Here is a 21,785-nt window from a genome sequence, read left to right as displayed (position 1 = left end):
GGTTAGACGGCGCTGGCTTCATCGCGGGCGCTGGCATGCTCGGGGTGGTCAGCCACCGCCTGTTCCTGGGCGGCACGCCAGGCGGCAGCGGGGCTGACATCGTTGAGGTAGAAATCGCCAAGGGCCCGTTCGCGGTAGATCGCCGGGTTGTGCGAGGCCAGGGTGCGGGCATTGCGCCAATGCCGGTCAAGGCGCCGTACCTGGCTGGTGGCCGAGGCACCGCCGACTTCGAACAGCAGGCTGGTGGCTTCCAACACCAGCGGCAGGATCACTTGCTGTGCCTGATAAGTGCGCACATCCGCGTCGACGTATTGCGCTTCGCTGATGGAGCCGTCGAGCACAGCCTCATGGGTGGTTTGCAGCACCTGCGCGGTGGCCTGTACCAGGCTGTCGGCGGCATAGGACAGGCTCGACAGCTTGCCGATCACCCGTTGCACCAGCGGGTCCAGGCGCGGGCTGGATTGCCCGGGAATACCGAACGCGCGGGTGCGGCCCTGGACAAACTCCACGGCATCGCGCAGCGCGGCCCGGGCGATCCCGGCCAGGGTCGCGAGGTGGAACAACTGGTAGAACGCCGAGATATATGACTCGGCCCGCAATTCGCCGGGCTTGAAGCGCCGCAGTACCTGATGTTCGGGCACGGCTACCCGGTCGAAGCGCGTGGTGCCGCTGCCGCTCAGGCGCTGGCCAAAACCATCCCAGTCATCCACGCGAGTCACGCCGGGCGCATCGGTGGGCACCACCACGCTGATAAAGTCGGCACCGTCGGCGGCAGCCACGGCGATCCAGTCGGCATACAAGGTGCCGGTGCAGTAATACTTCTGGCCGTCCAGTTGCCAACCATCGGCGGTGGGCTTGAGCGTCACCGAGTTGGTGGTGGTGTCACTGCGCTCGGCCATGGCTGCGCCCCACAATTGCCCGGCGACGACCTTGGGAAACCAGTCTGCCTGGGAGTCACTGTCCTGACTCACCAGCCGGCCTTCGACAAAGCCGAAATGCGCGCGCACGATCTGTGGCAGGTTCGAATCGGCACTGCCCAGCTCGATCAGCAAGGCGAACAGCTCAGGCAGGGTCGCGCCCAGTCCGCCCTGGCTGCGCGGTACGCGCAAGGCACCGAAGCCGGCGTCTTTCAACCAGGCGACGGCGTCGAATGCCAGGGTACGCTCCTGCTCACGTTGCACCGCGCCTTGGGCAATGCGCTGGAAAACCGGGGCGAAACGTTCGTGCAGTTGGGTGTCGCTCATGTTCGGTTCCTAATCTGAAATTGAGTCATTCAAAGCTGACGATGATCCACTGTGGGAGCGGGCCCGCTCCCACATAAAGCAGATGGTGTGAACCAGCCGTCATCGCGGTTTAACCCGTGGATCAATCAACCCGTTCAGCACATCCACCAACAGGTTCACCCCCACATAAACCAGCGCCGCCAACAAGGTGATCCCCAGCACCACCGGCGCATCCTTGGCCACGGCCGCATCGAGCATCATTCGCCCGATCCCCTGGCGGGCGAACAACATTTCCGTGACCACCGCACCTCCCAGCAGGCTGGCGAAGATGAACCCGGACAGGGTCACCAGCGGCACCAAGGCATGGCGCAAGGCATGGCGCAGGCGCACGGCGGTCTGCGACAGGCCGCGCGCGCGGGCCATGGCGATAAAGGGTTGTTCGAGGATGTCTTCCAGCTCTTGGCGCAGCACCTGGCTGAGCATCCCGGCAATCGGCAACGCCAGGGCGATGGTCGGCAGGATCAGGGTTTGCCAGCCGTTGGAGCCGGCCGGCGGCAACACCGGCCACTGGAAGGAAAACACCAGCAACAGCAAAATCCCCAGCACGAACGACGGCGATGACGACAGCACCAGCTCGCTGGCCGAAGCCACGCGGCGTACCCAGGGGTTGCGCTTGGCGGTGAGCACCGCGCTGGCCAGCGCCAGGCCGATGGCCAACAGTGCAGCGCTCAGGGCCAGTTGCAAGGTGGCGCCGATCTGCTTGCCGATCGCCTCGGTGACGGGAATGCGCAGGCGGTACGACTCGCCAAAATCGCCGTGGGCAATCCGACCCACGTAGCGCCCGTATTGCACCCACAGCGGCTGGTCAAAGCCGTATTCCTCGCGAACCTGAGCCAGTTGCTGCGGGGTGGGGATGGCGTCCGGCCCGCCGAGAATCGCCAGCACCGGGTCGCCAGCACTGAAATGGATGGCGACGAAGGTCAGGGTGGCCGCGCCCCACAGCACGCCTACCCCGGCCAGTAGTCGAGCGGCAAGCTGTTTCATGGAGCCTCCTGATCCAGCCACACGCTGGTAAAGAATGGGGTGTTGTGCACGGCGTCGAAGATCAGCCCCTTGACCGCCGTGCGATAGGCGATCAGCACCTGGCTTTCGAAGTCCGGTACCGCGGGCACCACTTCGGTCAGGCGTTGTTGCGCGGCGCTGTACAGGGCCTGCAGTTCTACCGGGTCATGGGAGCGGCGAGCTGCGCTGAGCAGTTGGTCCAGGCGCGGGTCGCTGAGGTTGCTCAGGTTGTTGCCGCTTTTGGTGGGCGAGGCGCGCGAGTCGCTGTGGTACAGGATGTACAGGCCGTCGGGGGTGTTGGTGTGCCAATAGCCGCCGCCGATGGCGTCATAATTGCCAGCGGTACGACGGTCGGTGAGCTGGGCCAGGGGCATCATTTGAATGGTCAGTTGCATGCCGACTTTCTTCACGTCCGCCTGTACGGCAACCGCGACGTTGCTGGGGAATGACGGGCTTTCGAAGCCCAGCAGTTGCGCCGACAGGCGTCGGCCGTCCTTGACCCGATAGCCCTGGGCATCGCGCAGGGTCCAGCCGGCTTCGTCCAGTTGGCGGTTGGCGGCGTCGACGTCGTATTTCAGTACATCACGGTAGGCCGGGTCGTAGAACGGTGTGTTCACCGCCAGGTAATCGCTTTTCGCTAAAAGCTCGCCGAACCCGGCAATCCAGGCCAGGCCGTCACGGTCGATGGCCTGGGCGATGGCCTTGCGCACGCGCACATCGTCGAATGGAAAACGCAGGGTGTTGAAGGTGACACTGCGATACGGGCTGGCCATGCGAATCCGGTTGCGTACCACCAGGTTCTGCGAGGCGCGCATTGCTGCGGTATTTTGCGCCGGGGCATCCAGGGTGAAGTCCGAACGCTTGGATTGCAGGGTGCTGTAGCGGGTCATGGCCTCGGGGACGATGCTCAGCTCGATACGGTCCAGGTAGGCCGGACCGATGTGCCGGGTAACCGGTGGTGCCCAGTGATAGTCGGCGCGCTTGATAAAGGTCGCACCTTGTTCGCGGGTATAGCTTTGCAACACGAACGGCCCGGAACCGATAGAGTGCTCGGCGATGCTCTTGGGCGCTTCGCGGATCTGTTTGGGCGAGACCATGCTCAGCCAGGACTGCGCCAACACATACAGGAACGGCGAGTAGGGCTCGCGCAAGTGCGCCTCGAAGGTGTACTCGTCGATGATCCGGCCATCGATATAAGGCGCTATATACGCGGCGGCCAGCGGTGATTTGGTCGCCGGGTCACGCATATGCTCCAGGTTGATCCGCAACGCCTCGGCATTGAATTTTGCGCCGTCGCTGAAGGTCACGTCATCGCGCAGGTGGAAGGTGTAGGTCTTGCCGTCTTCGGACACGTCCCAGGACTTGGCCAGCCAGGGCGAAATCTTGCCGTTTTCGTCCTGATACAGCAGGCAGTCGTAGACGATCCGCGCCAGCCATTGCACGTTGCCGTGGTAGCTGGAATGCACATCGAAGGTGCCGGTATCCAGCGCCGCCGACATGCGCAAGGTGCCGCCCGGCGTGCCCTGGCGGGTTTCGTGGTAGTCGCCGGGGTCATAGCTGAGCAGGCCCTGGGCATCCAGGTGCCCGTCGACCCGCTGCACCGAGCTGGGCGGTGGGGCGTCCGGCGAGCAGGCGCTCACCAGCAGCAACCCCAGGAGCAGGCCGAACCGGCTCCAGTGATTGATCGGCATCGTGAAGGCTCCCACCTTAGAAGTTGAACGCCACACCGGTGAAGGCGCCAAAACCGTCCCCTGGATACAGCGCGGCAACGTCTTTGCCCTGGGCGTCGTAGATCGGCTGGATGGCAGTAACGTAGTTCTGGTCGGTGAGGTTTTTCACGTCCAGGTACACCTGCCATTTCTTGCTCGGGGCTTCATACCCCAGCTTGGCGCCGAAGATCGTGTAGGAGGGCGCATACAGGGTGTTGGCGTAGTCCACGGCGGTACTCGATACCGAGCGCACATTGACCCCGGCATAGAACCCGTCGGGATGGCGGTATTGCAGCTCGGCCTGGTACACGTGCTTGGGCAGCCCCGGCAGCTCGTTGGAGCCAAAGCGCTCGTCGTTGCGGTAGTAGAAGTCGTTGAGGGTGTAGGCCTGGCGCAGGCTGATTTTTTCGCCACGCGCGCTTTGCCACAGCTCGGTGTCCAGGCCGGCTTCGATGCCCTGGTGGATGGTCGGGCTGGCGTTGGACGTCGAGTTGACCGCCGCTGTGGTACGGGTGGCTGGAATCACTTCGACGGTGAGCAGTTCATCCTTGATCCACGAGCGGTACACCGCGAGGCTGCCGTCGAAAATCCCGGCTTTGCCGCGCACGCCAAACTCAACGGTATTGGCCTTCTGCTCGGTGAGGGTCTTGGCGTAGTTGCTGGCCACCCCAGAGCCCGACGACGACCAACTGCTGGGCGGGTCGATGGAGCGGCTGACGTTGCCGAATACCTGGAAGTCCGGTGTGATTTCATAGCGCAGGCCCAGGCGCGGCGCGACATTCCAGCTGTCGTAGTTGTAGTGGTCAGGGTAGGGCGAAGTATTGGCGCGGTCCGAGTAGCGCACTTCGATATCGCGCTTGATCTGGCTCAGCGACAGGCCGGTGGACAGCCACAGGCGATCGGTCAGTTGCAGGTCATTGCCGGCGGCAAACACGCGGTCGAACGAGCCGGTGTAGCGCGCCTGTTTCTGCAGGGCGCCGTAGGTGCTGGAGGCGGGGTTGCCGTTGTAGGTCTTGACCCCGGCCTGTAGGTGCTGGGTGCTGGTCAGGCTCAGGGATGTGTTGCTGGTATGGCCCTGGATCTGGTCGCTGCGGTTGTAGGTCAGCGACAGGTTCAGGTCGCGCCAGTCCCAGTAGTTGGGGTTGACCGTGCTCTTGCGGTACAGCACCTGAGGGTAGTTGTGGTAGACCAGGCCAAAATCCAGGGTGGCGTCATCGTCGAAGGTGTAGGTGGTCTTGCTGCCGACCCAGGTCGATCCGCGCTTGGTCGAATCATCGCGGCTGGCCAGGGCCACCGGGTTGGTTTGCGACGAGTTGTGCTTGAGCTGGGCCTTGGTCAGGGTGCCGGAGCTTTCGTGGTATTCCTCGCGGTAGCGCACGAACAGCCGGGTTTCCAGCTTGGGGTTGAAACGGTAGCCGAAGTTGGTCACCACGCCCTTGGCTTTGGTGAAGGTCCAGTCCTGGTAACCGTCGCGTTCGGAGTTGCTCAGGCTGACGTAGTAGTCACCGTTGTCCACCACGCCGCCGGTGCTCAGTTGCTGCTTGCGCCAGCCAAAGCTGCCGGCCTCGAAGCGCGCGTGATTGCCCGGTGCAGTCAGGCCAGAGTGGGTCACCATATTGATCGCGCCACCCAACGACAGCGCGCCGTACTGGAAGGCATTGGCCCCGCGCAGCACTTCGGTGTAGTCCAGGCCCTGGGTTTCCAGCAGCTCATAGGGCGTGCCACCGGAACCGGTCAGGGCCAGGCCATCGAACAGGAACTTGGTGCCTTCGCGAAAATACCCAGGCGAGGTATTGGCCCCGGAGCCGCGAATGGAAATCTTGATGGCATCGTTGCCGCCCGCCGACTGCGCGTACACCCCGGGCTGATAGGCGAGAGTGTCTTCCAGGGTCGCCGAGCGGCCGCGTTCGACATCGGCGGCCTTGACCAGGCTGACGCCGCCGGCCACCTCGTCGAGTTTGAGCTGGGCATCTTCGCTGGCGGTGACCTTGCTCGCCTGCACCGTCACGGTCTGCAGGCGCGATTCCTCGGCGTGGGCCCATTGGGAGGCGAGGATCAAGGTCAGGGCACTGACGGTTTTAAACGAGCTGGAGGAGAGTTGAGGCAGAGGCCTTGAGATCAACTTCAATTGTGCATTCCCTGTGATTGGCTACGAGTGGAGGCGAGTTTCTATTCGTATAGTCAATCTCTGGCAGGGATAGAGCAGAAAGCATGCCAAGACCAGAAGGGCGTTGTTGTGGGGTATTTGGTTTTAATCAGCGTGTCGCTTATGCCAAAAAACTACACCTGTGTTGAACTGCTGTTCGATTTTGAACAGTGCTGAAGAGCCCGTGCTAGAGCGGTTTTGGTTATGAGGTTAGATCATTCGGCACAGATATCATCGGCCTCGACGGCGGCGGCCTGTTGTAAACACCCAACCAAATGTGGGAGCGGGCTTGCTCGCGAAAGCGGTGGATCAGTCAACCTATGTATTGACTGAGACACCGCTTTCGCGAGCAAGCCCGCTCCCACAAAAAGCTGCTCCTACATTTTTTTGAGCGCGTCAGGCCTTCAGGGTGCGGGTCATGCGCAATGCCAACACGCTACCCGCGACAATCACCGCTGCCAGCAGATACAACGCCAGGTCGGTGGATCCAGTGGCATCTTTCACAAACCCCACCACATACGGGCTCAAGAAACCCGCCATCTGCCCCATGGAGTTGATCAACGCCAGGCCGCCCGCTGCAGCGCCGGCGCTGAGCATGGCGGTGGGTACTGGCCAGAACATCGGCAGGCCGGTGAGGGCGCCCATGGTGGCGATGGTCAGGCCGAGGATGGCAATGGCCGGAGTGGTGGCGAAGTTCACTGCGATGATCAGGCCGACAGCGCCCATCAGCATCGGCACCACCAAATGCCAGCGCCGTTCCTTGCGCAGGTCGGCAGAGCGGCCTACCAACAACATGAACACCGCGGCCAGCAGATACGGAATTGCACTGAGCCAGCCAATTACCAGGTTGTCGGAAAAGCCCATGTTCTTGATGATCGACGGCAGCCAGAAGTTGATGGCGTACACGCCGCTCTGGATGCAGAAGTAGATCAGGCCGAACGCCCAGATCGCCGGGTTCTTGAACACTTCCAGCAGCGAATCAGTGGTGGTCTTGGGCTTGTTGGCCAGGTCGGTGGCCTGGTCGGCTTCAAGCACTGCGCGTTCATGGGCGGTCAGCCATTTGGCGTTGGCGAAGCTGTCGCTGAGCAGGAAGTAGGCGAGAGCGCCGAGGATGACCGTCGGCACGCCTTGCAGCAGGAACATCCACTGCCAGCCCGCCAGGCCACCCTGGCCTGCGGCGAAGTGGTTGAGGATCCAGCCAGAGAACGGGCTGCCGAGCAGGCCGGACACCGGGATCGCCGACATGAACAGCGCCATGATCCGCCCACGACGGAACGTCGGGAACCACTGCGAGAGGTACAGCACCACGCCCGGGAAGAAACCCGCTTCAGCGGCACCGGTAAACAGGCGCAAGGTGTAGAAGTGCGTCGGCGTGGTCACGAACAGCAGGCAGGTAGACAGGGTGCCCCAGGTGATCATCATCAGCGCAATCCAGCGCCGTGGCCCGAACTTGGTCAGTGCCAGGTTGCTCGGCACACCACACAGCACGTAGCCGATAAAGAAGATCCCGGCACCGAGGCCGTACACGGTCTCGCTGAACTTCAAGGCGTCGAGCATCTGCAACTTGGCAAAGCCGACGTTGACGCGGTCCAGGTAGTTAAACAGGTAGCAGATGAAAATGAAGGGGATCAGGCGCAGGGTGATGCGCTTGTAGACGGCGTTTTTGTCGTCATCGTTGGCCAGGGTAGCGGCGGCGCTCTGTGACATGGCGTTCTCTCTTTATTATGATTTTTCGCGATGCGAGGGTAACGTTGATCGCCCCAAGAGTCTCGGTCACGGGACGGTGCCGTGTCTTTGTGCCCCCGCACAGCGATCGATCCATTGCGCTGTGCCTTTGAACAATTGCGTAACGCAGCGCTTTCAAGGAATTTAGCCCCATGTTCGAACTCGATCATGACCTGGCGCAGGATATCGTCAATCGCACGATGGCCATTTTGCCCTATAACGTCAACGTCATGGACAGCCAGGGCCTGATCCTTGGCAGCGGCGAACCGGAGCGGATCAATACCCGCCATGAAGGTGCGCAATTGGTGCTGGCCAACGGTCGCGTGGTGGAAATCGACAGCCAGACCGCCAAGCACCTCAAGGGCGTGGCGCCGGGGATCAACCTGCCGTTGCTGCATGACCAGCGCCTGATCGGCGTGCTGGGCATCAGTGGCGAACCGCAGCTGCTGCGCACCTATGCCGAGCTGGTGCGCATGACCGCGGAGATGCTGGTCAGCCAGCGCCACCAGCAGGCGGAGCAGCAATGGCGGCGCCAGCGCTGTGATGATCTGCTGGCGTTGCTGCTGGCCGACAGCGGCGAATCGCCGCGCCTGGTGGATGAGGCTCAGCAACTGGGGCTCAAGCCGCAGTTGCCGCGCACTCCTTACCTGTTTGAATTGGGCCCGGGGCAGACCGCCGAAGCGCTGGCAGCCTGGCTGGCATCGCGTTACCCGGACAGCTGGTGCGTCAGCTCCGCGCAGTTTTCGTTGCTGTGGTGCCGCCCGGCGTCGGTGCCGATGGACAACCCGCGCCTGCTGGAAAAACTCGATGCCTGCGGCTGGAACGTCCTGCGGGTGGCTGTGGGGGGGCAGGCCGATGGCTTGACGGGCTTGCGCCGCTGTTATCGTCGCGTGGCGGACTTGCTCGCCTATGGCCGCGACGTGCTACCCCAGTCACGCCTGCTGACCCTCAATCGCTACCGGTTGCCGGTAATGCTCTGGCGCCATCGCAACGACGATGCCCTCGACGAACTGCTCAACCCGTTGCGCAAGGTCCTGGCCAAGGACAGCAATGGCCAGTTGCAGGCCACGCTACGCAGTTGGTGCGAGCACGACGGGCAAAGCCAGGCCTGCGCCGATGCACTGGGCATCCACCGCAACAGCCTGCGCTATCGCATGGAACGCATCGCCGAATTGAGCGGTGTCGACCCGTTGACCCTTGATGGCATGCTCGCGTTGTACCTGGGAGTGCAACTGCTGCCCCCAACCCCGTAGGCGCCGGTGCTTTTGTGGAAATGAACAACAAACCCCAGCCACGCTTGTGCATCGGACAGGCGTCATTGCCGGTGCCAACTGGCAGCATGGGCGTCATAAAAACCGGAGAAAGCCCATGAAAGTCATCATCGCCCCCGACTCGTTCAAGGACAGCCTGAGTGCCGAAGGCGTGGCCCAGGCCATTGCCCAAGGGTTGGCTCAGGTCTGGCCCGATGCCGAACTGATCAAGTGCCCGATGGCGGACGGTGGTGAAGGCACGGTGGACTCGGTACTCGCGGCCTGCCATGGCCAATTGCGCAGTTGCACCGTGCAAGGCCCGTTGGGCGGCACCGTTGAGGCTCGCTGGGGCTGGTTGGCCGAGAGTGCCACGGCGATTATCGAAATGGCCGAAGCCAGTGGCTTGCAACTGGTCCAGCCGGGGCAACGCGATGCCTGTGCCAGTAGCACCTTCGGTACTGGTGAACTGATCCGCGCCGCCCTGGACGCGGGTGCCCAGCGGATCATCCTGGCGATTGGCGGCAGCGCCACCAATGACGGCGGCGCCGGCGCCATGCAGGCCCTTGGCGTGCAACTGCTCGACGCCCAAGGTGCAACGCTGGCGCGCGGCGGCCTGGCCCTGGCGCAGTTGGCCCGCATCAATCTTGAACTAATGGACCCGCGTCTGGCCCAGGTGCGCTTCGAGATCGCCGCCGACGTCAACAACCCCCTGTGCGGCCCCCATGGCGCCTCGGCGATTTTCGGCCCGCAAAAAGGCGCCAATCCACAACAAGTCGCGCAACTGGACCAGGCCCTGGGCCACTTCGCCGACCACTGCGCCGAGGTCTTGCCCCGGGACGTGCGCGACGAGCCGGGCAGCGGCGCGGCAGGCGGCCTGGGTTTTGCCGCCAAAGCCTTCCTCGGCGCGCAGTTTCGCGCGGGTGTGGACGTGGTCGCCGAACTGGTGGGCCTGGAAGATGCGGTACGCGGCGCCGACCTGGTAATCACCGGCGAAGGCCGTTTCGATGCCCAGACCCTGCGCGGCAAAACCCCGTTTGGCGTGGCACGGGTAGCCAAGCAGCACGGTGTTCCCGTCATCGTGATCGCCGGCACCTTGGGCGAGGGCTATGAGCAGATGTACGCCCATGGCGTCGACGCCGCGTTCGCCTTGCCTGGCGGGCCGATGAGCCTGGAGCAGGCCTGCAGCGAAGCGCCGAGGTTGTTGCGTGAGCGGGCGGCGGATATTGCACGGGTGTGGCGGCTGGGCGCGCAACGCTGTCACGGATGACAGCGCGTGCTATCGCTGCCTACACTGGTCGGCCACTTGTCTTTCAAAGGATGAAACACAATGCCTGCACCTGACTCCAAGATCGTGATCCAGCGCTTTGCCGAAACCCATCTCGAAGGCATGCATGCGCTCTACAACGAGCCGGCCGTGTGCCGTCAGGTGCTGCAGATGCCGTTCCAATCACTGGAGGTCTGGCGCAAACGCCTGGCGGATACCAATGAGCGACTGCTCAGGCTGGTGGCGGTGCAGGCCGGTGAGGTGATTGGCAATTGCACCCTGGAGCAGTATTCGCGCAGTCGCCAAAGCCATGTCGGCGGTATCGGCATGGGGGTGGCGGTGGCCTGGCAGGGCCAGGGCGTGGGCACCCAGTTGCTGGGTGCGGCGCTGGAGGTGGCCGACAACTGGATGAACCTGCGCCGGGTGGAACTGACGGTGTATGTCGACAACGAGCCGGCCCAGGCGCTGTACCGCAAGTTCGGTTTCGAGACCGAAGGCCGGTTGCGCGATTACGCCGTGCGTGACGGCGTATTTGTCGATGCCCTGAGCATGGCTCGCCTGCGTCAGACCGCCTGATCCCCCAGGGCAAACGCCACCGCAGCCTGCGCATGCAGCTCGGTGGTGTCGAGCAAGGGCAGATCGCTGTGCTCGGGCTTGATCAACAGGCCAATCTCGGTTCACCCCAGGATAATCGCCTGGGCGCCACGGGCCGCGAGGTTCGCGATGGCCTGTTGGTAAACCTGGCGTGACGCCTCGCTGATCACCCCGACGCACAACTCTTCATAGATGATCCGGTGCACGGCACGGCGCTCGTCGGCGTCAGGCACCAGTACGTTCAAGCCCTGGGCCGCCAGGCGCGCCTTGAGAAAATCCTGTTCCATGGTGAACGCTGTGCCCAGCAGGCCGACGGTCAGGGTATTGGCCTTGACTGCCGCCGCGCCCGCCGCATCGGCAATGTGCAGGAACGGTACCGACACGGCGGCTTCGATCTGCGGTGCCACCAAATGCATGGTGTTGGTACACAGCACAATGCAGTCGGCGCCACCGGCTTGCAGACGGCGTGCGGCGTCTTGCAGGATCTGCGCCGCGTCATCCCAGCGCCCGGCGTGCTGGGCCTGTTCCACCGGGCCGAAGTCGACGCTGTACAGCAGGATTTGTGCCGAGCGCAGCGGCCCCAACCGGTCGCGGACCTGCTGGTTGATGATCCGGTAATACTCGGCGCTGGACTCCCAGCTCATGCCGCCGATTAGGCCGATGGTACGCATGCCAAGCTCCTCAAGCTGTTGGGCGAAAGGCACACCTTACCCAACACGGGTGCGTTAGTCATACGCGGCGGTGCGGCATCTGCCATGATCGTTGTTTGCAGTCCCCGAGGAACACCGCAATGGACGATGTACAGCAACTGGGCGAGATGCTTCGTCATTACGCCGACAGCGAAGCGCACAAGCGCCAGCAGTTCGAGGTGCAGTCAGCCCACTGGACCCAGAAAATCACCGAGCTGTACGGCCAGATCGAGCAATGGCTGGCGCCGGTCAAGAGTGACGGCTTGCTGGAGGTGCAGCGTGAGGCCTATGTGGCGTCCGGGCCGAGCGTGCCGGTGGAGACTTCGACCTTCAAGACCGAGAAGTTGACCATTCATATTGCCGGCAAGCCGGTGGAGTTCGTGCCGGATGTGATGGGGGCGGGTGGCTTGATTTCGTTGTCGGTGATGGGGCTGACCGCTGCACGCTACGGCAGTATTTCTCTGGTATTGCTGCCGGGGTCCAATGATTGGCTGTGGAAGAAAACCAATGGCCTGAAAGACCCGGACACCTTTGCCTTTGATGCCAACTTCCTGGCCTTGCAGTTGCAGAGCCTGATCCCTCGCGAACGCGGCTGATTCATCAAATGTGGGAGCGGGCTTGCTCGCGAAAGCGGCGTGTCAGGTTAGCAGTACTTGACTGACACACCGCCTTCGCGAGCAAGCCCGCTCCCACAAAAAGCCCGCTCCCATACAAAACCCAGCAGGCCTTCAGACCTCTACGTTGCCCCAACCGGGCCTGGCCTCCTCAGGCGCCACTGCCTTGACCTGCTTGCCCGTCGCCAACTCGACCCGCCGTGCCACTTGCGGGTCGTCGGCAAACGGAATCAAACTGGCCTCGTCCAAGGCTTCCCCGGACGGGTCCCGCAGGCAATATTCCACAGCGCCATACAGGCAGATCACCGTCGCCAGGTTAAAGATAACCTCCCACATCAGGCGATCTGCGCATCACTGTGCGCCACCTTCAAGTCCGCGACCCGTACCGTACGCCAGGTGTTGTAGGCCATCAGCAACATGCCGCCGAGGAAGAACACGCCGCCGGCAAACCGTACTACAAACCCCGGGTGGCTGGCCTGCAAGGCTTCGACGAAGGAGTAGGTGAGGGTGCCGTCGTCGTTGACTGCCCGCCACATCAGGCCCTGGGTGATGCCGTTGACCCACATCGAGGCGATGTACAGCACCGTGCCGATGGTTGCCAGCCAGAAGTGCAGGTTGATCAGCGGCACGCTGTACATCTGCTCGCGGCCGAAGACTTTGGGGATCATGTGGTACAGCGAGCCAAAGGTGATCATCGCTACCCAGCCCAGGGCGCCTGCGTGGACGTGGCCGATGGTCCAGTCGGTGTAGTGGGACAGGGCGTTGACCGTCTTGATCGCCATCATCGGACCTTCAAAGGTCGACATGCCATAGAACGCCAGCGACAACACCAAAAACCGCAGGATCGGGTCGGTGCGCAATTTATGCCAGGCGCCCGAGAGGGTCATCATGCCGTTGATCATCCCGCCCCAACTGGGCGCCAGCAGGATCAGCGACATGGCCATGCCCAACGATTGGGCCCAGTCCGGCAGCGCGGTGTAGTGCAGGTGGTGGGGGCCGGCCCAGATATACAGGGTGATCAACGCCCAGAAATGCACGATGGACAGGCGATAGGAATACACCGGCCGCCCGACCTGCTTGGGCACAAAGTAATACATCATTCCCAGGAACCCGGTGGTCAGGAAAAACCCTACCGCGTTATGCCCGTACCACCACTGCACCATGGCGTCGGTGGCCCCGGAATACACCGGATAGGACTTGAACCAGTCCACCGGGATCGACAGGTGGTTGACCACGTGCAGCATGGCGATCACCACGATAAACGCGCCGAAGAACCAATTGCCGACGTAGATGTGCTGGGTCTTGCGCTGCACCACGGTGGTGAAGAACACGATGGCGTAGGCCACCCACACCACGGTCATCCACACCGCGCCGGAGAACTCGATCTCGGCGTATTCCTTGGTGGTGGTGTAGCCCAGGGGCAGGGTGACCAGCATGATCACAATCACCGACTGCCAACCCCAGAAAGTGAAAGCGGCGAGCCAATCGGAGTACAGGCGCACCTGGCAGGTACGTTGTACCGCGTAGTAGCTGGCGGCAAATTGCGCGCTGCCGGCAAAGCCGAAAATCACCAGGCTGGTGTGCAGCGGCCGCAACCGGCCAAAGGTGGTCCAGGGCAAGTCCAGGTTCATGTCCGGCCACACCAGTTGCGAGGCGATCCACACCCCCATGGCCATGCCGATGACGCCCCACACCACGGTGGCAATGACGAATTGACGGACAACCTTATAGTTATAGGCCTGCCCGGTTGATGCTGTGCTCATGGTCAGTCTTCCACGGTTTCAAGTCCCGGGCACTGTAGGAAATCCATGGAAAACAAAACAGACTCAGAAAAACTACATTAATACGGATCAGAATTTAGGCCATAAAACATCAGTTATTCCTCGGCTGATATGGTTTTATGGTTTTTATCTTGGTCTGTAGCGTTTTAAAACGACAAACGGCCAAAAGCGGAATCGCTCATCATCGGCTATGGCGCTTAGATCAACCGGCGTTCGGTTGTATCTCACTGCCCCCCCCCCTTGAAGATCAGGCCTAGTTATTTCAAGGCCGGGTCTTGTGGATTCAACTGCTTCCACGATTGCATCACCATCTGCGCTTTCGGCTCCTGGCCGTTCTCCAGGTAGTACTGGATCAACGACAACCGCGCATTACGGTTATACGGTTGGCGCTTGAGCAGGTCTTCCAACTGCTGGCAGGCCTTGTCGACCTGGCCACCGTCGTGCAACGCCACCGCCAGCACAAAGCTGTACTGCCCGTTGCCCGGTTCCAGGCGGGCCGCCTCACGCAAATGCGCCAGCGCTGGTGCCGTATTGCCCTGGCGAATCAGCATCAGCCCCTGGGTGTGTTGCAGCAACGCGGCTTCGGGATGCTGCTTGAGGTTATCGGCCACCAGGCGCCGGGCTTCTTCGCCACGGCCATTGGCCTCCAGCCACTGCGCGAGGGTCACCAGTGCCGGGTAGAAGTCCGGGTCGCGCAGCAGTGCGGTGCGCAGTTGGGCTTCGACCTGACCAGCGCGGCCGCTGGCCTGGTACAGCATGGCCAGGTTGAGGTTGGCTTCGGCGCGTTCCTGCAGGCTCAGTTGCACGTTTTCATACTCTCCGATGGCCTGCTCCCAGGCCGGGCCCAGGCCTTGCGCCGCGACACTGAGCAGATCCCGCGCGGCGAGGATGCGCACCGCCCGCACCGGGTCCTTCAGCAGGGGGGCATACAGCGTGATGCGCTCGGCGGGTGGCACAAAGGCGCTGACCGCCCGTAGCGCACTCTCGCGCACCTGTGGGGCAGGGTTGCCCAGGTCCTTGGTCGCCAGTTTCAGCGCCTGTTCGCTCGGGTAGTTGACCAATTCGGCCAGCAGCGTGGCGCGTTGGATTGCCGGCAGATTATTGCGCGCCAACTGCTGATACAGCGCTTGTGCAGCGCCCGGCTGGCCGCCGCGAATCAACGCCAGGCTTTCGTCGTAGCGCGGGGCCTGGAGTGCCTGGCTGTGGTCCCACAGTTTGAATTGCGCGGTGATCTTGTCGCCGGCCTTGCCCTGGTGGCAGGCCAGGCAGGCGTCCGGGGTACCGAGCCTGGCGGCGCGCTCGGGGTTGGGAATGCTGAAACTGTGGTCATGACGAAAGTCATTGCCCATGTAGACCTTGCCGGGCATATGGCAATCGACGCAAAACGACCCGGGCTGCCCGGCGACATGGCGCGTGTGCTCCGGTGCTTCGTAGTTCTTGGCCTGCAAACCCCGGCCATCTACCGAGGCAACAGCGGCCTTGCCCGCGGTGTTGTGGCATTGCAGGCACACGCCATTGCCGGGGGCTTTCAGTTGGTTGCTATGGGGGTTGTGGCAGTCGGTGCAACGTACGCCTTTGTCGGCCATCTTGCTTTGGGCGAAGGAGCCGTGCTCAAACACCTCGTCCTTGATCTTGCCGTCCAGGGCATACAGTTCGCGGGTGAGGGCGCTGGGCAGGTAGTCGTCCATCAGGCGTTTGCCTACGGTATAGCCGTCACCCAATGGTGCACGACGGGCGTGGCAGCGGGCGCAGGTTTCGAGTTCGACAGTGGCGTCCTTGTCCTTCAAGTCCACGGCAAAACCGGCATGCAGCAGGTCGCCTTTTTTTGCCGCCCATTGCACATGGTTGGACGCTGGGCCATGGCAGGCCTGGCAGCCGACGCCGAGGCTGTTCCATTGGCTGTCGAAGGTGTTGCCGGCCGCATCGAAGTTGCGTTTATAGCCGGTGGTGTGGCATTCCACGCACATGAAATTGGCGTTCTGGCTCGATTTGCTCCAGTGCAGCGGGTTCTTGAAGTTCACGCCTTGGCCGGGATAGAGGTGGAACCAGCGGTTTTTTTCGGTATCCCAGGCCACGCCCAGGGCCTGCAAGCGTCCATCGCCGACGTCGATCAGGTATTGCTGCAAGGGCGCGATGCCGAAGGTGTAGGCGACCTTGAAGTCCAAGGCCTTGCCGTCGCCGCCAGGGGTGTTGACCCAGAACTCATCGCCCCGGCGAAAGAACCGGGTGGTCTCGCCTTCGCCCTGGAACGCTGCATTATTGAAGTCAGCCGGCACTGTTGCAGGCGTTGCCAGCTGCATCGCCAGTTGATGGTGCGACCCTTGCCAGTCCTTGGCCTGGGGTTGATGGCAACCCTGGCACTGTTGCTCGTCGACCATTTGCGCAGGTGGCAGCGCCGCCGGCTTGGCCACCACTGCCACAGGTGCAGGCGCCGGTAACGGCAGCCTGGGCGTACTGGCCTGGAGGAACAGCCAGATCCCGGCCATCGCCAGTAGCACAACGGCAATCAACAGTGGGTAGAGATAGCGACGGGGTGAATCACGGTGGGTAACCTTGGGCATACGACTTCCGATGTCCGATGCGTTGACGCTCTACGGCGTGCTTTAGCTGTGTGCAGCTTTGACGCAGGTTGGATGCCTGTCAAATCGATGCGGTGAAATAAGCCGCACATGCGCGCAACCGGCAGGTTATTTCCCAAGAGTTGGCTATACCTGTAACTTCACATTTCGACGATAAACACCAAGGAGTCGCACCATGAAGCTAGGGCTAATGATCAGCACACTGTGTATTGCCTCACTCGGGGTTGCCGGGTGCGCGAGTAAAGTCCCCCAGCCGGACGAATACTCGGGCTTTCTCTCGGACTACAGTCATTTACGCGAAGCCAAGTCGCCGTCGGGCGCAGAGGTGATGCGCTGGGTCGATCCCAAGCTGAATCTGAACCGCTACACCTCGGTGTACATCGAGCCGACCCAGTTCTTCCCCAAGCCCCAGGCCACCGCGCAGATTCCCGAAGACACTTTGCGCAGCATCAACGAGTACTACAACCAGGCGCTCAAGCGTGAGCTGGTCAAGTCACTGCCACTGGCCAATGCACCGGGCCCTGGGGTGATTGTGGTGCGGGCGGCCATTACTGCTGTCAGTCGCAAGACTGAAGGCCTCAAGCCCTACGAATTCATTCCGGTCGCCCTGGTGGCAGCAGCGGTCAGCACTGGCACCGGGATTCGCGACCAGGAAACCACCCTGGGTACCGAGGCGCAGTTTCTCGATGGTGACAGCGGCCGCGTGATTGCCCAAGTCGTGCGTAAAGGCACGGGCAAGCCTTTGGACAACGATACCCAGGTCATGAAAGCAGCCGACGTGAAGGCTGTGATGGATGGCTGGGCGGCGGACCTGCATCAGTCGTACGTCAAGCTCAAAACCCAATAACCCGCCCTCACGGTAGGAGCTGGCAAGCCAGCTCCTACACGTCAATCGCCGACAAACCAGCGGTAATACGGGTTGGCGCCATCTTCCTGCAACACTTGCCGGATATCCCGCCCCCACGCCGCGCGATCACCTTCGTAGGCATGCAGGCTGGCGCGGTAGAACTGCATCAGGCGTTGCTGCTCTGCGTCCAGGGTCCGCGAGAATGCCGGGTCGGCATTGCGCAGCGGTGCGCTTACCCGCAAGTCCAGTAATGCCGGCAATACCCGCTTGATCTCCTGGCTGCGCACCCATGGTGCGTATTCGATGCGTGGTTGATCATCGGTGACCGCCAGGGCCTGCCCGGCAAAACGCTCCAGCCCATTGCGATCGGTGACCCAGGTGGCCAGCAAGGTCGCTGCCGAGTCAATGCCGACCTCGGCCAGGGCACTGCGTACCGGGGCTTGTTCGAAGCGCTGGCGGATGCGCGCGGCGTCCAGCTCGATGGGCTCCATGGAACCCACCAGCAGCATTTCGTGGAATTCGCTGGTCCACAGGCTGGCGTAGGGAAACACATCGAGAAAGCTGCGCACCAATGACTGCGAATCTTCGATGTTCTGTGTTGGCAGTGGCAGCCATTGGGCCAGCAGGCCGTGTTTCTCCAGGCGGCGCGCGGCCAATTGATAGAAGTCGCGCGAATACAGGTTGACCACGCCGGCGGCGGAGGGCGGTGGCGGCTCCAGGGTGATCAAGTCGTAGGCCTGGGGGCTGCGCAGCAGTTCCTGGCGACCGTCGCGCAAGCGCACTTGCACGCCGGGATCGCTGGCGGCGTTGTAGTTGCCCTTGAACAGGGGCGCCGCTTGCACCACCGCAGGCAGCAACTCGGCGACCACCCGTTGTTCCAGCCCCGGATAACGCAACAGTGCGCCCGCGGTGATACCGGTGCCAAAGCCGATCACCAGGGCCGAGCGGGGTTCACCGTTATGGATCAGCAGCGGCAACAGGGCCTGGATGCGCATATAACGCAGGGATGGCATGGCGTCGCCGGTGTTGGAAACGCCCTGGATATACAGGCGTTGAAAGGCCCGTGCCCCTTTGCCCTGGGTGACCACGGCGACCGTGGCACCGCGTCCTTCCTGGTAAAACTTGAGGCTGGCATTGCGTGCGCCGGGCAGCAGGTTGGCCAGGCGGTCCACCGGGGTCAGCAGGGCCACGGCCAGCGACAACAGGCCCAGAGCCACCACCGCCTGGCGCCGACCCCTTTTCACCCCATGCCCACGCCGTGCCGCGATGTAACCTACCGCGCCGGCAATCACTGCCAGCAGGCCCAGGGTGCGCACCAGACCCAGCCAGGGAATCAGCACAAAGCCGCAGAGCATGACGCCGACAATCCCGCCCAGGGTGTTGAACGCCACTACCGCGCCCACATCCCGGCCCACATGCGCGCTGCCCACACTCAGGCGCAACGCCAGGGGAAACGCCGCGCCCAGCAACAGGGTGGGCACAAACACAATGCACAGGGCGGCCATCGCAAAACGCGCGCTCATGCCCGCCAACTCAGGGCCGCCCAGGTTCAGCACCATTGCCTCGGCCTGGGTTTGCAACAGCACCAGCCAACGGCCCAGCAGGGCGATTTCCAGCAGGGCCACCAGCCCGGCCCCGGCGATCAACAGGCCGAACACGCCCCAGGGATCGCGCAGGCGTTCGACCCGGCGCGCCATGAGTTGGCTGCCGATAAACAACCCGGCCAGGTAGGTGGCCAACACCACCGCAAAGGCGTAGGTGCGGGTGCTCATGAACTGCACGATCGATTGCGACCAGACCACTTCGTAACCCAGGGCCACGCCACCGGCGATGGCATACAGCACCAGTGCCAGGCGCGCCGGCTGCGTCTTGGACGGGACGCTGGCCGCCGTCGCGCGATGACGCACATACAACAAGGCGCCGACGGCGGCCAGCAGGTTGAGCAGGGCGGCCACCAGGGCACTGCCGCGCAAGCCAAAGGTGGCGATCAGCACAAAGGCGGTGAGCAAGGTGCCGACGATCGCCCCGGCGGTGTTCGCGGCATACAGTCGGCCACCGGCCTGGCCCAGGTCCTTGGCATCGACGTTGAGGGCGCGTACCAGTACCGGCAGGGTGCCGCCCATCAACAAGGCGGGCAAACCGACTAGGACGAAGGGCAGGATCCAGGCGAACAGGCCGATGCGTTGCTCCAGCCAGGCAAACGGGCTGGCGGCCATGCCCAGAGCCAACGTGGCGCTGACCCCCAGCACGGCGACAAAAATTTCCAGTGCCGCGTACAGCACCAGCGGCCGGGCGAGACGGTCGGCCCAGCGGCCAAACAGCAGGCTGCCCAGGGCCAGCCCGGCAAAGAACGCACTGATCCCAGTGGTAATGGCATAGACCTCGACCCCGACCACCAGCGACAACTGCTTGATCCATAGCACCTGATACACCAGGGCGGCGGCGCCGGAGGTGAACAGCAGCAGGGCGGGGATCAGCAGGGTGGAGGTGATTTGAGTTTGAACCATGGCAGCGGAGCGTGAAGACATTGAGTGGAGCCCCCTGTAGGAGCGAGCTTGCTCGCGAAAAACGCCAACGATTACGCGCACATTCTGGATAAACGCGGCGCGCTTGCATTTTTCGCGAGCAAGCTCGCGCCTACATAAAAATGCCGCTCACCCTGGGTGAGCGGCGTTCAGCCCTTTATTGTGCAGGCTGTGCTTTAGCCTTCTCGGCAATCTTCGCATCCACCGCTGCACGAATCTGGTCGATGCTGAAGCTCGCCGGTTTCTGGCTCGGTGGGTATTCGACAAAGGTTTGGAGGAACTTCGCCGATTTGGTCACCGCTACCGCAACCAGGTAGACGTTTTTCGTGCTCCAGTCGTAATACTGATCAGAGACGATGTCTGCCCGCTCAAACGGGTCCATGCGCAAGTTGAAGATCTTCGGTACCCGCAGGCACACGAACGGCTCGCTCCACACCTTGAACCCACCGGGCGCGCGCTGTTCGCAGTACACGGCTTTCCAGTTGCCAAAGCGCGCCGAAACCAGCACCCCGTCATCGTTGAAGTAATAGAACTCGTCGCGTGCGCCCTTGGGTTGCTGGCCTGTCAGGTACGGCAGTTGGTTGAAACCATCCAGGTGCACCTTGAAATTGCCACCGCCTGCGGTGGGCGCCCAGCCTTTGAGCAGCTTGTCCTTGACCTCGGTATCACCCGCGGCCGCGAGCAGGGTCGGGAACCAGTCCATGCCCGAGAACATCTCGTTGGAGACCTCGGCCGGCTTGATCTTGCCCGGCCAGCGAATCATCGCCGGCACGCGATAGGCACCTTCCCAGTTGGAGTTCTTTTCGTTGCGAAACGGCGTGGTCGCCGCATCCGGCCAGGAGAACTGATTCGGCCCGTTATCAGTGGTGTAGACCACGATGGTGTTGTCGGCGATTTTCAGGTCGTCGAGGGTTTGCAGGAGTTTACCGACGTCGCCGTCATGCTCCAGCATGCCATCGGCATACTCGTTGCCGGGCATGCCGCTCTGGCCCTTCATCGACTCACGCACATGGGTGAACAAGTGCATGCGGGTGGTGTTCATCCACACAAAGAACGGCTTGTCGGCCTCGGCCTGCTTCTTGATGAACGCCTGGGCGGCAGCGGTGGTTTCGTCGTCGATGGTCTCCATGCGCTTGGTGGTCAAGGCACCGGTGTCCTCGATCTTGCCGTCGGCAAAACTGTGGATTACCCCACGCGGCGAGTTGGCCTTGACGAAGTCAGGGTCGTCCTTGGGCCAATAGGGCCGCTCGGGTTCCTCTTCAGCATTGAGGTGGTAGAGGTTGCCGAAAAACTCGTCGAAACCGTGGTTGGTCGGCAGGTATTCGTCTTTGTCACCCAAGTGGTTCTTGCCGAACTGGCCGGTGGCATAGCCCAGTGACTTGAGGGCCTGGGCGATGGTGATATCGCGCTTTTGCAGGCCCACCGATGCACCCGGTGCGCCGACCTTCGACAAGCCCGTGCGCAACGGCGTCTGGCCCGTGATAAAGGATGAGCGCCCGGCGGTACAGCTGTTCTCGGCGTAGTAATCGGTGAACATCATGCCTTCTTTGGCGATGCGGTCGATGTTCGGGGTCTTGTAGCCCACCACGCCCATGGAATAGGCGCTGATATTGGTTTGCCCGATGTCATCGCCGAATATCACCAGGATATTCGGCTTTTCGGCGGCCAAGGCGGTTGCCCCGGCCCCCATCACTGAAGCCGCCACCAGGGCCAGCTTCGGTAGCCACTTGCGTATGCGAGTCATAAGACCTGCTCCTATATCGGCTTGAGCCGCAGT

At 62.5% G+C, this 21,785-nt stretch carries 15 protein-coding genes and 1 pseudogene; 5 read left to right on the top strand and 11 right to left on the bottom strand.

Going from position 1 to position 21,785, the window contains the following annotated elements:
* Positions 1–2: 2 nt before the first annotated feature.
* From BFQ03_RS12520 to BFQ03_RS12500, 5 genes are all read right to left on the bottom strand, one after another.
* On the bottom strand, positions 3–1,244 hold the full coding sequence (locus BFQ03_RS12520; protein WP_032860579.1) for an acyl-CoA dehydrogenase family protein: 1,242 nt from the start codon (positions 1,242–1,244) through the stop codon (positions 3–5).
* Between the two features lie 99 nt (positions 1,245–1,343).
* Positions 1,344–2,267, bottom strand: a complete 924-nt coding sequence (locus BFQ03_RS12515; protein ID WP_032860578.1) for an ABC transporter permease — start codon at positions 2,265–2,267, stop codon at positions 1,344–1,346.
* Entirely contained in the window at positions 2,264–3,976 is a 1,713-nt protein-coding gene (locus BFQ03_RS12510) for an ABC transporter substrate-binding protein (protein ID WP_065943255.1), read from the bottom strand. The genes BFQ03_RS12515 and BFQ03_RS12510 overlap by 4 nt, the downstream gene beginning before the upstream one ends.
* A gap of 16 nt (positions 3,977–3,992) precedes the next feature.
* On the bottom strand, positions 3,993–6,122 hold the full coding sequence (locus BFQ03_RS12505) for a TonB-dependent receptor family protein (RefSeq protein ID WP_223232749.1): 2,130 nt from the start codon (positions 6,120–6,122) through the stop codon (positions 3,993–3,995).
* Between the two features lie 414 nt (positions 6,123–6,536).
* Positions 6,537–7,847: an MFS transporter gene (locus tag BFQ03_RS12500; protein WP_032860575.1), complete on the bottom strand. Its 1,311-nt coding sequence runs from the start codon at positions 7,845–7,847 to the stop codon at positions 6,537–6,539.
* Between the two features lie 170 nt (positions 7,848–8,017).
* Between BFQ03_RS12500 and BFQ03_RS12495 the strand changes: the two genes are divergently transcribed.
* The 3 genes from BFQ03_RS12495 (at position 8,018) to BFQ03_RS12485 (ending at position 10,955) form a co-directional block, all read left to right on the top strand.
* A complete protein-coding gene (locus BFQ03_RS12495; RefSeq protein ID WP_032860574.1) occupies positions 8,018–9,118 on the top strand; it encodes a sugar diacid recognition domain-containing protein in 1,101 nt (366 codons plus the stop codon).
* A 115-nt stretch (positions 9,119–9,233) separates the two neighbouring features.
* Positions 9,234–10,382 (top strand): glycerate kinase, encoded by a 1,149-nt coding sequence (locus BFQ03_RS12490; RefSeq protein ID WP_065943254.1) that lies wholly within the window; start codon positions 9,234–9,236, stop codon positions 10,380–10,382.
* A 60-nt stretch (positions 10,383–10,442) separates the two neighbouring features.
* Positions 10,443–10,955 carry a GNAT family N-acetyltransferase gene (locus BFQ03_RS12485; RefSeq protein WP_032860570.1) on the top strand — a complete coding sequence of 171 codons (513 nt, stop codon included), beginning with the start codon at positions 10,443–10,445 and terminating at the stop codon, positions 10,953–10,955.
* On the opposite strand, the pseudogene BFQ03_RS12480 reads toward BFQ03_RS12485, so the two are convergent.
* Positions 10,943–11,644: pseudogene (locus BFQ03_RS12480) on the bottom strand (aspartate/glutamate racemase family protein). The gene BFQ03_RS12485 and the pseudogene BFQ03_RS12480 sit on opposite strands and share 13 nt — an antisense overlap.
* 119 nt (positions 11,645–11,763) lie before the next feature.
* On the opposite strand from BFQ03_RS12480, the gene BFQ03_RS12475 reads away from it, so the two are divergent.
* Positions 11,764–12,258 (top strand): hypothetical protein, encoded by a 495-nt coding sequence (locus BFQ03_RS12475; RefSeq protein ID WP_032860567.1) that lies wholly within the window; start codon positions 11,764–11,766, stop codon positions 12,256–12,258.
* Positions 12,259–12,390: 132 nt separating this feature from the next.
* Here BFQ03_RS12475 and BFQ03_RS12470 read toward each other — a convergent pair whose 3' ends face one another.
* The 3 genes from BFQ03_RS12470 to BFQ03_RS12460 form a co-directional block, all read right to left on the bottom strand.
* Positions 12,391–12,612 (bottom strand): hypothetical protein, encoded by a 222-nt coding sequence (locus BFQ03_RS12470; protein WP_032860566.1) that lies wholly within the window; start codon positions 12,610–12,612, stop codon positions 12,391–12,393.
* Positions 12,612–14,039, bottom strand: coding sequence for a cytochrome-c oxidase, cbb3-type subunit I (gene ccoN / locus BFQ03_RS12465; protein WP_032860564.1), 1,428 nt, complete (start codon positions 14,037–14,039; stop codon positions 12,612–12,614). Before ccoN ends, BFQ03_RS12470 begins: the two co-directional genes overlap by 1 nt.
* A 275-nt stretch (positions 14,040–14,314) precedes the next feature.
* Complete coding sequence (locus tag BFQ03_RS12460) at positions 14,315–16,618, bottom strand: multiheme c-type cytochrome (protein WP_065943253.1); 2,304 nt, start codon at positions 16,616–16,618, stop codon at positions 14,315–14,317.
* A gap of 193 nt (positions 16,619–16,811) precedes the next feature.
* Between BFQ03_RS12460 and BFQ03_RS12455 the strand changes: the two genes are divergently transcribed.
* Positions 16,812–17,483, top strand: coding sequence for a DUF3313 domain-containing protein (locus BFQ03_RS12455; protein ID WP_032860562.1), 672 nt, complete (start codon positions 16,812–16,814; stop codon positions 17,481–17,483).
* Positions 17,484–17,524: 41 nt separating this feature from the next.
* Here BFQ03_RS12455 and BFQ03_RS12450 read toward each other — a convergent pair whose 3' ends face one another.
* Together BFQ03_RS12450 and BFQ03_RS12445 are read right to left on the bottom strand one after the other, a co-directional pair.
* Positions 17,525–20,011, bottom strand: a complete 2,487-nt coding sequence (locus BFQ03_RS12450) for a fused MFS/spermidine synthase (RefSeq protein ID WP_065943252.1) — start codon at positions 20,009–20,011, stop codon at positions 17,525–17,527.
* Positions 20,012–20,165: 154 nt separating this feature from the next.
* Positions 20,166–21,752: an arylsulfatase gene (locus BFQ03_RS12445; RefSeq protein WP_032860559.1), complete on the bottom strand. Its 1,587-nt coding sequence runs from the start codon at positions 21,750–21,752 to the stop codon at positions 20,166–20,168.
* Between the last annotated feature and the right edge of the window lie 33 nt (positions 21,753–21,785).

It is taken from the genome of Pseudomonas sp. 25 R 14 (assembly GCF_900004755.1).
Classification (GTDB): Bacteria; Pseudomonadota; Gammaproteobacteria; order Pseudomonadales; family Pseudomonadaceae; genus Aquipseudomonas; species Aquipseudomonas brenneri.
Note: the sequence above shows the minus strand (reverse complement) of the source record. Positions and strands in the feature narration are given on the sequence as shown.

Coding starts and splice junctions, on each gene's coding strand:
- BFQ03_RS12520 (WP_032860579.1), bottom strand. CDS start 1,244: ATGAGCGACACCCAACTGCACGAACGTTTCGCCCCGGTTTTCCAGCGC.
- BFQ03_RS12515 (WP_032860578.1), bottom strand. CDS start 2,267: ATGAAACAGCTTGCCGCTCGACTACTGGCCGGGGTAGGCGTGCTGTGG.
- BFQ03_RS12510 (WP_065943255.1), bottom strand. CDS start 3,976: ATGCCGATCAATCACTGGAGCCGGTTCGGCCTGCTCCTGGGGTTGCTG.
- BFQ03_RS12500 (WP_032860575.1), bottom strand. CDS start 7,847: ATGTCACAGAGCGCCGCCGCTACCCTGGCCAACGATGACGACAAAAAC.
- BFQ03_RS12495 (WP_032860574.1), top strand. CDS start 8,018: ATGTTCGAACTCGATCATGACCTGGCGCAGGATATCGTCAATCGCACG.
- BFQ03_RS12490 (WP_065943254.1), top strand. CDS start 9,234: ATGAAAGTCATCATCGCCCCCGACTCGTTCAAGGACAGCCTGAGTGCC.
- BFQ03_RS12485 (WP_032860570.1), top strand. CDS start 10,443: ATGCCTGCACCTGACTCCAAGATCGTGATCCAGCGCTTTGCCGAAACC.
- BFQ03_RS12475 (WP_032860567.1), top strand. CDS start 11,764: ATGGACGATGTACAGCAACTGGGCGAGATGCTTCGTCATTACGCCGAC.
- BFQ03_RS12470 (WP_032860566.1), bottom strand. CDS start 12,612: ATGTGGGAGGTTATCTTTAACCTGGCGACGGTGATCTGCCTGTATGGC.
- ccoN (WP_032860564.1), bottom strand. CDS start 14,039: ATGAGCACAGCATCAACCGGGCAGGCCTATAACTATAAGGTTGTCCGT.
- BFQ03_RS12460 (WP_065943253.1), bottom strand. CDS start 16,618: ATGCCCAAGGTTACCCACCGTGATTCACCCCGTCGCTATCTCTACCCA.
- BFQ03_RS12455 (WP_032860562.1), top strand. CDS start 16,812: ATGAAGCTAGGGCTAATGATCAGCACACTGTGTATTGCCTCACTCGGG.
- BFQ03_RS12450 (WP_065943252.1), bottom strand. CDS start 20,011: ATGTCTTCACGCTCCGCTGCCATGGTTCAAACTCAAATCACCTCCACC.
- BFQ03_RS12445 (WP_032860559.1), bottom strand. CDS start 21,752: ATGACTCGCATACGCAAGTGGCTACCGAAGCTGGCCCTGGTGGCGGCT.